The sequence below is a fragment of the Paenibacillus sp. EKM301P genome (assembly GCF_011800295.1).
Lineage (GTDB): Bacteria > Bacillota > Bacilli > Paenibacillales > Paenibacillaceae > Paenibacillus > Paenibacillus polymyxa.
The window spans coordinates 1-232 of sequence record NZ_JAALFM010000160.1; the positions used below are offsets into that span (position 1 = coordinate 1).

1 tRNA gene and 1 rRNA gene are annotated in these 232 nt (G+C 55.6%); both read right to left on the reverse strand.

From position 1 onward, the window contains the following. A tRNA-Ala gene (locus HFD99_RS25350) sits at nt 1-76 on the reverse strand. 80 nt (nt 77-156) lie between these two features. Further along, nucleotides 157-232, reverse strand: a 5S ribosomal RNA gene (rrf, locus tag HFD99_RS26170); the annotation flags it as partial.

A 232-nucleotide genomic window follows, 5' to 3' on the forward strand; every position in this document is an offset into this window, starting at 1 on the left:
TGGTGGAGCCAAGGGGGATCGAACCCCTGACCTCCTGCGTGCAAGGCAGGCGCTCTCCCAGCTGAGCTATAGCCCCATCTTAGACATAACACTTAATTCTGACTATATAGAGGTCAGTCTTACAGGCGAAAAAAAATCCCCAGAGAAGGGGCTTATGCTTGGCGGCGTCCTACTCTCCCAGGACCCTGCGGTCCAAGTACCATCGGCGCTGGAGGGCTTAACGGTCGTGTTC